Here is a 9,940-nt window from a genome sequence, read left to right as displayed (position 1 = left end):
CAGGGGGGTGGGAAACCTGCATCTCGGAAGTGCCTTGCCGATCCAGCGTGCTGGAAGCCTGAAGAACTCCCATCACCGCAGGTCACAAGGCACTTCCTCGTTTCCTCGGGCGATATCCACAACAGGCCGGTCGGTGGATCAAGGCTAAGGGGCCTGCCCCGTCATCCCCGGCGCGACGGACCGTGCGCCCGGGGCCGTGACGGACGGGTCCCGGGACTGCCCTGGCCGGGCGTTCCGTCCCGCCGGGAGCGTTCCGTTCCGATCCGGGTGGGAAGGCCCGGATCCGTGCCACCGCGTTTTGTCAGGCGCGGCGGGGATCGACGATGATGATCGCGGGCGGAACCGCATGATGCCGGTCTGTCCCCAACGGAGCGCGAACGGCCGGTGAACTCCCACTTCCGTTCATCCGATAGCCTCTGCCGACGTGCCGTCGGCCCGTTTCCGGGCCGCGATGCCGCGCCGACCCCGTCAGCACCAAGGAGTGAGTTCGTCTGTCGACCGCCATCCTCACCGGTGCTCCGCTCCCCGGATCCTCGCTCGCGGACGATCTGAGGTCACTGGGCTTCGACGTCCGGGCCGCCGTCGACGCGGCCGAGGTCGCACGGCTCCTGGCGGCCGTCCCCGCGGACCGCCGCGTCGCACTGGTCGACCCCCGGTTCGTCGGCCACGTCCACGCCCTCCGGCTCGGGCTGACCGACCCGCGTTTCCCCGCCGCCGCCGTGCCCGGAGCGCTCACCGCCCAGCCGGAGGCCCGCCCCGCGCTCGTCCGCGCCCTGGACACCGTCGCCGCGCCCGCCGGCGCGGGCATAGCCGCCGGGCCGGGAGCCTTCGGGCCCGCGGCCCCCGGCCACACCCTGCCGGGCCGCCTCGCCGACGCCCTGGACGCCGGAGACATCCCCGTACAGCGTCCCGAGCTGGGCTCGCTGGTCGCCTCCGTGCCGGTCGACGCGTCCGCGCGCGCCGAGGCGGAGAGCGCCGTCGCCGCCGTCGACGACGAGGCGGTGCGGCTGCGCAGCGCAGTGAAGTCCCGCGACGGCTTCTTCACCACGTTCTTCATCAGCCCGTACTCGCGCTACATCGCCCGCTGGTGCGCGCGGCGCGGACTCACCCCGAACCAGGTGACCACCGCCTCCCTGGTGACCGCGCTGATCGCGGCCGGCAGCGCGGCCACCGGCACCCGCACGGGCTTCGTCGCCGCCGGTGTGCTGCTGCTCCTCTCCTTCGTCCTGGACTGCACCGACGGGCAGCTCGCCCGCTACTCGCTCCAGTACTCGACGCTGGGTGCCTGGCTGGACGCCACCTTCGACCGGGCCAAGGAATACGCGTACTACGCGGGCCTCGCACTCGGCGCCGCCCGGGGCGGGGACGACGTCTGGGCCCTGGCGCTCGGCGCCATGGTGCTCCAGACCTGTCGGCACGTCGTCGACTTCTCGTTCAACGAGGCCAATCACGACGCGGTGGCCAATTCGAGCCCCACGGCGGCCCTCTCCACCAAGCTCGACAGCGTCGGCTGGACGGTCTGGCTGCGCCGGATGATCGTGCTGCCGATCGGGGAGCGCTGGGCGATGATCGCGGTGCTCACCGCCGTGACCACGCCCCGGATCGTCTTCTACGCCCTGCTCGTCGGCTGCTCCTTCGCCGCCTGCTACACCACCGCGGGCCGGTTGCTGCGCTCGCTGACCCGCAAGGCCGAGCGCACCGACCGGGCCGCCGGGGCCCTGGCCGACCTCGCCGACTCCGGCCCGCTCGCCCAGGCCTTCGCGGCGTTCGGTTCCCGGCTCGGCGGCAGCTGGCCCCCCGCCGCCACGGCCCTGCTCGGCGGGGCGCTCATGATCGCCTCCGCGCTCTCGCAGCCGTTCGGCAGCTGGCACACCATCCTCGCCGCGGCGGTCTACGCGATCTTCTCCGCGCAGGCCGTCTCCCGTCCCCTCAAGGGCGCCCTGGACTGGCTCGTGCCCCCGATATTCAGGGCGGCCGAGTACGGCACGATTCTGATCCTCGCCGCCCGCAGCGGCGTCCCCGGAGCCCTTCCGGCGGCGTTCGGGCTGGTCTCGGCCGTCGCCTACCATCACTACGACACGGTCTACCGCATTCGCGGAGGCACCGGCGCGCCGCCTCGTTGGCTGGTACGCGCGATCGGCGGACACGAGGGCCGCACCCTGGTGGTGGCCGTACTCGCCACCGTACTGACCCGGCATTCAGCGTTCACCACGGCACTCACCGTGTTCGCCGCGGCCGTGGCGCTGGTGGTGCTCGTGGAGTCCATCCGCTTCTGGGTGTCCTCCGGAGCACCCGCCGTTCACGACGAAGGAGAACCCGCATGATCGGCCTCGTACTGGCAGCCGGTGCCGGACGGCGACTGCGCCCCCACACCGACACGCTCCCGAAGGCCCTCGTGCCTGTGGACGGCGAGAAGACGGTCCTGGACCTCACCCTGGCGAACTTCGCGGAGATCGGCCTCACCGAGGCGGCGATCGTCGTCGGCTACCGCAAGGAGGCCGTCTACGCCCGCAAGGCCGAACTGGAGGCGACGTACGGCCTCAGCCTCACTCTGATCGACAACGACAAGGCCGAGGAGTGGAACAACGCCTACTCCCTGTGGTGCGCGCGCGACGTCCTGGCCCGCGGCGTCATTCTGGCCAACGGCGACACCGTCCACCCGGTCTCCGTCGAGAAGACCCTGCTGGCCGCCCGCGGCGACGGACAGAGGATCATCCTGGCGCTCGACACGGTGAAGCGCCTCGCCGATGAGGAGATGAAGGTCGTCACCGAGGACGGCCGGGGCGTGCGGAGCATCACCAAGCTGATGGACCCGGCCACCGCGACCGGCGAGTACATCGGCGTCACCCTCATCGAGCCGGAGGCCGCCGCCGACCTCGCCGACGCTCTGAAGACGACCTTCGAGCGCGACCCGGACCTCTACTACGAGGACGGCTATCAGGAACTCGTCAACCGCGGCTTCACCGTCGACGTGGCCCCCATCGGCGAGGTGGCGTGGGTCGAGATCGACAACCACGACGACCTCGCGAAGGGTCGTGAGATCGCGTGCCAGTACTGACCCGGCTCATTCCGTCCCCGGTCGTCGTCGACATCAGCCGCGGCGCCCTGGACGATCTGGCCGGCCTCCTCGCCGACCAGCGGATCTCCACCTCCGGCAAGCTCGCCGTCGCGATCAGCGGCGGGTCGGGACGGGTACTGCGCGAGCGGCTGGCGCCCGCACTGCCCGGCGCCCACTGGTACCCGGTCGTCGACGGCACCCTCGACTCGGCGGTCAAGCTCGCCGACGACATCAAGGGCAACCGGTACGACGCCGTGGTCGGACTCGGCGGCGGCAAGATCATCGACGTGGCGAAGTACGCCGCCGCGCGCGTGGGGCTGCCCCTGGTCGCGGTGGCGACGAACCTCGCCCACGACGGGCTCTGCTCGCCGGTCGCGACCCTGGACAACGACAACGGACGGGGCTCCTACGGGGTCCCCAACCCGATCGCCGTCGTCATCGACCTCGACATCGTCCGTGAGGCACCGGCCCGTTTCGTGCGCTCCGGCATCGGTGACGCGGTCTCCAACGTCTCCTGCGTGGCCGACTGGGAGCTCGCCCACGAGGTCAGGGGCGACGAGATCGACGGCCTGGCCGCCGCCATCGCCCGGCAGGCCGGCGAGGCCGTGCTGCGCCACCCCGGCGGGATCGGCGACGACGCCTTTCTGAAGGTGCTGGCCGAGGGGCTCGTGCTCACGGGCATCTCCATGTCGGTGGCGGGCGACTCCCGGCCCGCCTCGGGCGCCTGCCACGAGATCAACCACGCCTTCGACCTGCTGTACCCCAAGCGTGCGGCCAGCCACGGCGAGCAGGTCGGCCTCGGCGCCTGCTTCGCCATGCACCTGCGCGGCGCCCGCCAGGAGGCGCGGCACATGGCGGGCGTCCTGCGCCGTCACGGACTGCCTGTCCGGCCCGAGGAGATCGGCTTCACCGTCGACGAGTTCGTCCGGGCCGTCGAGTACGCCCCGCAGACCCGTCCGGGGCGCTTCACCATCCTCGAACACCTCAACCTGTCCACCGACCAGATCAGGGACGCGTACGCCGACTATGCAAAAGCCATCGATAGCTGAACTCCGCCCGGTCGTGCACCCCCCGGGCGTGAAGGACCGGCGCAGCGGTGAGCACTGGGCAGGTCGGCTCTACATGCGCGAGATCTCCCTGCGCGTGGACCGGCATCTGGTGAACACCCGGGTCACGCCCAACCAGCTGACCTACGTGATGACCGTCGCGGGCGTCCTCTCCGCACCCGCCCTGCTCGTCCCCGGCATCCCCGGGGCGCTGCTCGGTGTGCTCATGGTCCAGCTCTACCTGCTGCTCGACTGCGTCGACGGCGAGGTGGCCCGCTGGAAGAAGCAGTTCTCGCTGGGCGGGGTCTACCTGGACCGGGTCGGCGCATACCTCTGCGACGCGGCCGTCCTGGTCGGCTTCGGCCTGCGGGCCGCCGACCTGTGGGGCAGCGGACGGATCGACTGGCTGTGGGCCTTCCTGGGCACCCTCGCGGCCCTGGGCGCCATCCTGATCAAGGCCGAGACCGACCTCGTCGGCGTCGCACGCCACCAGGGCGGGCTGCCGCCGGTCGAGGAGGCCGCCTCCGAGCCGCGCTCGTCCGGCATGGCGCTCGCCCGCCGGGCGGCCGCCGCGCTCAAGTTCCACCGGCTGATCCTCGGCGTCGAGGCGTCCCTGGTCGTCCTGGCGGCCGCGGTCGTCGACGTGATCAGGGACGACCTGTTCGCCAGCCGTCTGATGGTCGCCGTACTGGCCGGGATCGCACTGCTGCAGACCCTTCTGCACCTGGTGTCGATCCTCGCGTCGAGCAGGTTGAAGTGAGCACACCCATGAAGCTGGGCGCGGTCATCATCACGATGGGCAACCGCCCCGAGGAACTGCGGGCCCTCCTGGACTCGGTCGCCGCGCAGGAAGGCGACCGGATCGAGGTGGTGGTCGTCGGCAACGGCGCCCCCGTGCCCGACGTTCCCGCGGGCGTGCGCACCGTGGAGCTGCCCGAGAACCTGGGCATCCCCGGCGGCCGCAACGTGGGGATCGAGGCGTTCGGCCCGTCCGGCGCCGATGTGGACGCGCTCCTCTTCCTCGACGACGACGGGCTGCTGCCGCGCACCGACACCGCCGAGCTGTGCCGACGGGCGTTCGAGGCCGATCCCCGGCTGGGCATCGTCAGCTTCCGCATCGCCGACCCGGACACCGGGGTCACCCAGCGCCGCCACGTGCCGCGGCTGCGCGCCTCCGACCCGGTGCGCTCCTCGCGGGTGACGACCTTCCTCGGCGGCGCCAACGCCGTGCGCACCAAGGTCTTCACCGAGGTCGGTCCGCTGCCCGGGCAGTTCTTCTACGCGCACGAGGAGACCGACCTCGCCTGGCGCGCGCTGGACGCCGGCTGGTCGATCGACTACCGCGCGGACATGGTCCTCCACCACCCGACCACTGCCCCCTCGCGGCACGCGGTGTACCACCGGATGGTGGCCCGCAACCGGGTCTGGCTGGCCCGCCGCAATCTGCCCGTGCTCCTGGTCCCCGTCTACCTCGGGGTGTGGCTGCTGCTGACCCTGGTGCGCAAGCCGTCCGTCCCGGCCCTGAAGGCGTGGTTCGGTGGCTTCAAGGAGGGCTGGTCCACGCCCTGCGGCACGCGCCGCCCGATGAAATGGCGCACGGTGTGGCGGCTGACCAGGCTCGGCCGACCTCCCGTGATCTGAGAGGCTCCTCTCTGAGAGCATGGGGGGCGTCTTCTCTGCACCTCCATCTCCACGGGACCTGTCCGCTCCGAGCCGCGCCCGCGATCGGCCGCGCATGTTGAATACGAGAGTTTCATTCTGGTGAGTGACACAACCCATGATGGTGCGGTCGCCGTGGGCGCCGCACCGTCCGCCGACGAGGGCCTGAGCCCGGCCGAGCTGGCCGCCAAGTACGGCCTGGCGGTGAGCGGCGCCCGGCCAGGGCTCGTCGAATACATCCGTCGGCTCTGGGGGAGGCGCCACTTCATCGTGGCGTTCTCCCGGGCGAAGCTGACCGCCCAGTACAGCCAGGCGAAGCTGGGCCAGCTGTGGCAGGTGGCCACACCGCTGCTCAACGCCCTGGTCTACTACCTGATCTTCGGGCTGATCCTGGGGACCAGGAGGGGGATGACCCAGGAGGTCTTCATCCCGTTCCTGGTGACCGGCGTCTTCGTCTTCACCTTCACCCAGAACTCGGTGATGGCCGGGGTACGGTCGATCTCCGGCAACCTGGGGCTGGTACGGGCCCTGCACTTCCCGCGCGCCTCGCTCCCCGTCTCGTTCTCGCTCCAGCAGCTCCAGCAGCTGCTGTACTCGATGATCGTGCTCGTGATCGTGGCCGTCGCCTTCGGCAGCTACCCGGGGCTGTCCTGGCTGCTGATCGTGCCGGCGCTGGCCCTGCAGTTCGTCTTCAACACCGGACTCGCGCTGATCATGGCCAGGCTCGGCAGCAAGACCCCCGACCTCGCCCAGCTGATGCCGTTCGTCATGCGCACCTGGATGTACGCGTCGGGCGTCATGTTCTCCATCCCGGTGATGCTCGCGAAGAAGCCGGCCTGGATCGCCAACGTGCTCCAGTACAACCCGGCCGCCGTCTACATGGACCTGGTGCGTTTCGCTCTGATCAAGGGCTACGGCGCCGAGAACCTCCCGGCGCATGTCTGGCCGGTGGCGCTCGCCTGGGCGCTCGTGGTCGGCGTCGTGGGCTTCGTGTACTTCTGGAAGGCGGAGGAACGGTACGGCCGTGGCTGAGGACAAGACTTCGGGGCGCGTCCCCACCGTCATCGCCGACGACGTGCACATCGTGTACCGGGTCAACGGCGGCGGAGGCGGCAGGGGCAGCGCCACCGCGGCACTGAGCCGGATACTGCGCCGCGACAAGGGCGAGGGCCGCGGGGTGCGGAAGGTGCACGCGGTACGCGGTGTCACCTTCACCGCGTACCGCGGCGAGGCGATCGGCCTGATCGGGACCAACGGTTCCGGCAAGTCGACCCTGCTGCGGGCCATCGCCGGACTCCTGCCGACCGAGAGCGGCAAGGTGTACACGGACGGCCAGCCGTCGCTGCTGGGTGTGAACGCGGCGCTGATGAGCGATCTGACCGGCGAGCGCAACGTGGTGCTCGGCGGCCTGGCCATGGGTATGTCGCGCGAGGAGATCCGCGAGCGCTACCAGGGGATCGTCGACTTCTCCGGCATCAACGAGAAGGGCGACTTCATCACGCTGCCGATGCGGACGTACTCCTCCGGCATGGCGGCCCGCCTGCGGTTCTCCATCGCCGCCGCGAAGGACCACGACGTCCTCATGATCGACGAGGCGCTGGCGACCGGCGACCGCAAGTTCCAGATCCGTTCCGAGAAGCGCATCAGGGAGCTTCGTGAGGAGGCGGGCACGGTCTTCCTGGTCAGCCACAGCAACAAGTCCATCCGGGACACCTGCGACCGGGTGCTGTGGCTGGAGAAGGGCGAACTGCTGATGGACGGTCCGACGGACGAGGTACTCAAGGCGTACGAGCGCGAGACCGGGAAGTAGTCCGCCCGTCCCCGGTTCCGAGAAACCCCGACGCGGCCTCCGCCGGAACCTCCGGCGGAGGCCGCGCGGTGTCCGGATCGTGGACCCGCCGGGGCGCTCTGCACGTCCGGCGGTATGCGCCGGACAAGATCTCCTCCCGTCGGATGACGTCAAAGTCTTTGCGTGCGGGGAAGGTTGGCGGAGTGGAATGTGTTGTCCGGCAGTGCGCGACACCCCGTCCGTGCCGATGAGCTCGTACAACGTAAGCTGTACCGGTGCTGATTCGTGGCAAGTAGGGCGATACCGCCTGGGTCTACGGCCCGCAGGCGTGCCCCGCACTCGGCAGAGCGGGCGGCGTGTCCGGAATGGGATGTTTTGGGTCAGCAGTGTAGAACGGGAGATGTGACGGCAATGACGGAAGATCTCCAGCTCCGAGGTGTTCACGCCGTCCCAGTGCCGGGCGGCCCGTGGTGACCCCGACCCGGCAGGCCCGCCCCGCGGCGGCCGTGCCCAGCACCCTCGACAAGGCCGCGGACGAGAACTTCCCCGTGGCCCCGTTCTTCCTGCCGCGCGCCTGGCGGGACGACCTGATGGCCGCCTACGGCTACGCCCGGCTCGTCGACGACATCGGCGACGGGGACCTCGCCCCCGGTGGCGCGGACGCCCGCCATCTCGGCCTCGACCCCGAACAGGCCGACGACCGGCTCGCCCTGCTCGACGCCCTCGAGGCCGACCTGCGCCGCGTCTTCGCCACCGTCGGCGACGGCCCGCGCCATCCCCTGCTGCGCGCGCTGCGCCCCACCGTGCGGCGCCGCGCGCTCACCCCCGAACCCTTCCTCGGGCTCATCGAGGCGAACCGTCAGGACCAGAAGGTCCGCCGCTACGGGACGTACGCCGAACTGGCCGCCTACTGCGAACTCTCCGCCAACCCCGTGGGGCGCATGGTCCTGCAGATCACCGGCACGGCCAGCCCCGAACGGATCCGCCGCTCCGACGCCGTCTGCACGGCCCTGCAGATCGTCGAGCACCTCCAGGACGTCGCCGAGGACCTCGGGCGCGACCGGATCTACCTGCCCGTCGACGACATGGCCGACTTCCACGTCCGCGAGTCCGACCTCGCCGTGCCCTCGGCGGGTGCGTCGGTACGATCGCTGATCGCGTACGAGGCGGAACGCGCCCGGGAACTGCTGAACGAGGGCATCCCCCTGGTGGGCAGCGTCCACGGCAGGCTCAGGCTGCTTCTCGCCGGATTCGTGGGAGGCGGGAACGCGGCCCTCGCCGCGGTGGCGGCCGCCGGGTTCGATGTCCTGCCCGGACCTCCCAGGCCCACCAGGCCCGGCCTGCTGCGCGAAGTGGGAGCCGTCTTGCGAAGAGCGCGTGGAGAGGGGTGAGCCGGACCGTGGAGGCCCAGACGACGTCCATGTCCGCTCCGGTACAGGCCGCATACAGGTACTGCGAGGCGGTCACCGGACAACAGGCGCGTAACTTCGCGTACGGCATCAGACTGCTGCCGGCCGAGAAGCGCCAGGCCATGTCGGCGCTGTACGCCTTCTCCCGTCGTGTCGACGACATCGGGGACGGCGATCTGGCTCCGGAGACCAAACGGGAGCGACTGGAGGACACCCGAGAGGTCCTGGACCGGATCCGCGACGGCGGGGTCGACGAGGACGACACCGATCCGGTGGCCGTCGCGCTCGCCGACGCCGCGCGGAGGTTCCCGCTCCCGCTCGGCGGGCTCGACGAGCTCATCGACGGGGTGCTGATGGACGTGCGCGGCGCGACGTACGAGACCTGGGACGACCTCAAGGTGTACTGCCGGTGCGTGGCGGGCGCCATCGGCCGCCTCAGTCTGGGTATCTTCGGTACGCAGCGGGGCGCCCCCGGCGCCGAGCGGGCCGCCGAGTACGCGGACACGCTCGGGCTCGCGCTCCAGCTCACGAACATCCTGCGCGACGTCCGCGAGGACGCCGGCAACGGACGCACCTACCTCCCCGCCGACGACCTCGCCAAGTTCGGCTGCTCGGCGGGCTTCCACCGGGCCACCCCGCCGTCCGGCGCCGACTTCGCGGGGCTGGTCCACTTCGAGGTGCGCCGGGCCCGCACCCTGTTCGCCGAGGGCTACCGGCTGCTGCCGATGCTGGACCGGCGCAGCGGCGCCTGCGTCGCGGCCATGGCGGGCATCTACCGACGGCTGCTCGACCGCATCGAACGCGACCCCGGAGCGGTGCTGCGCGGCCGGGTGTCGCTGCCCGGTCATGAGAAGGCGTACGTCGCGGTGCGCGGGCTCTCCGGACTCGACACGCGGCACGTCTCCCGACGCACGGTCAGGAGGCGCGTCTGATGCGGCGCACGGATATCTCGCGCACCATGTGCATCACGGGCAGGCGT

The 9,940-nt window shown here is 71.0% G+C and carries 9 protein-coding genes; all 9 read left to right on the top strand.

Translation table 11 applies throughout. The features are described 5' to 3' along the window. Positions 1 to 641: 641 nt before the first annotated feature. The 9 genes from ACIHCL_RS29575 to hpnD all read left to right on the top strand — a co-directional run bounded on the left by ACIHCL_RS29575 (position 642) and on the right by hpnD (position 9,893). Positions 642 to 2,324: a DUF5941 domain-containing protein gene (locus ACIHCL_RS29575; protein ID WP_399866645.1), complete on the top strand. Its 1,683-nt coding sequence runs from the start codon at positions 642 to 644 to the stop codon at positions 2,322 to 2,324. Further along, positions 2,321 to 3,058 (top strand): sugar phosphate nucleotidyltransferase, encoded by a 738-nt coding sequence (locus tag ACIHCL_RS29570; RefSeq protein ID WP_399866632.1) that lies wholly within the window; start codon positions 2,321 to 2,323, stop codon positions 3,056 to 3,058. Before ACIHCL_RS29575 ends, ACIHCL_RS29570 begins: the two co-directional genes overlap by 4 nt. Continuing rightward, positions 3,046 to 4,107 (top strand): iron-containing alcohol dehydrogenase family protein, encoded by a 1,062-nt coding sequence (locus ACIHCL_RS29565; protein WP_399866630.1) that lies wholly within the window; start codon positions 3,046 to 3,048, stop codon positions 4,105 to 4,107. Before ACIHCL_RS29570 ends, ACIHCL_RS29565 begins: the two co-directional genes overlap by 13 nt. Beyond that, the gene (locus tag ACIHCL_RS29560) at positions 4,085 to 4,864 is read left to right on the top strand and encodes a CDP-alcohol phosphatidyltransferase family protein (RefSeq protein WP_399866627.1); all 780 of its coding nucleotides are present in this window, start codon (positions 4,085 to 4,087) and stop codon (positions 4,862 to 4,864) included. The genes ACIHCL_RS29565 and ACIHCL_RS29560 overlap by 23 nt, the downstream gene beginning before the upstream one ends. 8 nt (positions 4,865 to 4,872) lie before the next feature. Beyond that, entirely contained in the window at positions 4,873 to 5,745 is an 873-nt protein-coding gene (locus tag ACIHCL_RS29555) for a glycosyltransferase family 2 protein (protein WP_399866644.1), read from the top strand. 120 nt (positions 5,746 to 5,865) lie between these two features. Then, positions 5,866 to 6,795 carry an ABC transporter permease gene (locus ACIHCL_RS29550; RefSeq protein ID WP_399866626.1) on the top strand — a complete coding sequence of 310 codons (930 nt, stop codon included), beginning with the start codon at positions 5,866 to 5,868 and terminating at the stop codon, positions 6,793 to 6,795. After that, on the top strand, positions 6,788 to 7,573 hold the full coding sequence (locus ACIHCL_RS29545) for an ABC transporter ATP-binding protein (protein ID WP_399866625.1): 786 nt from the start codon (positions 6,788 to 6,790) through the stop codon (positions 7,571 to 7,573). Before ACIHCL_RS29550 ends, ACIHCL_RS29545 begins: the two co-directional genes overlap by 8 nt. A gap of 449 nt (positions 7,574 to 8,022) precedes the next feature. After that, positions 8,023 to 8,943: a squalene synthase HpnC gene (gene hpnC, locus ACIHCL_RS29540; RefSeq protein WP_399866642.1), complete on the top strand. Its 921-nt coding sequence runs from the start codon at positions 8,023 to 8,025 to the stop codon at positions 8,941 to 8,943. Next, entirely contained in the window at positions 8,940 to 9,893 is a 954-nt protein-coding gene (gene hpnD, locus ACIHCL_RS29535; RefSeq protein WP_399866622.1) for a presqualene diphosphate synthase HpnD, read from the top strand. The genes hpnC and hpnD overlap by 4 nt, the downstream gene beginning before the upstream one ends. Positions 9,894 to 9,940 lie beyond the last annotated feature (47 nt).

The sequence above is a fragment of the Streptomyces sp. NPDC052042 genome (assembly GCF_044548345.1).
Taxonomy (GTDB): Bacteria; Actinomycetota; Actinomycetes; order Streptomycetales; family Streptomycetaceae; genus Streptomyces.
Note: the sequence above shows the minus strand (reverse complement) of the source record. Positions and strands in the feature narration are given on the sequence as shown.

What these genes read in the sequence shown, in the direction of transcription:
- ACIHCL_RS29570 (WP_399866632.1), top strand. Translation starts at nt 2,321, where the DNA reads ATGATCGGCCTCGTACTGGCAGCCGGTGCCGGACGGCGACTGCGCCCC.
- ACIHCL_RS29560 (WP_399866627.1), top strand. Translation starts at nt 4,085, where the DNA reads ATGCAAAAGCCATCGATAGCTGAACTCCGCCCGGTCGTGCACCCCCCG.
- ACIHCL_RS29555 (WP_399866644.1), top strand. Translation starts at nt 4,873, where the DNA reads ATGAAGCTGGGCGCGGTCATCATCACGATGGGCAACCGCCCCGAGGAA.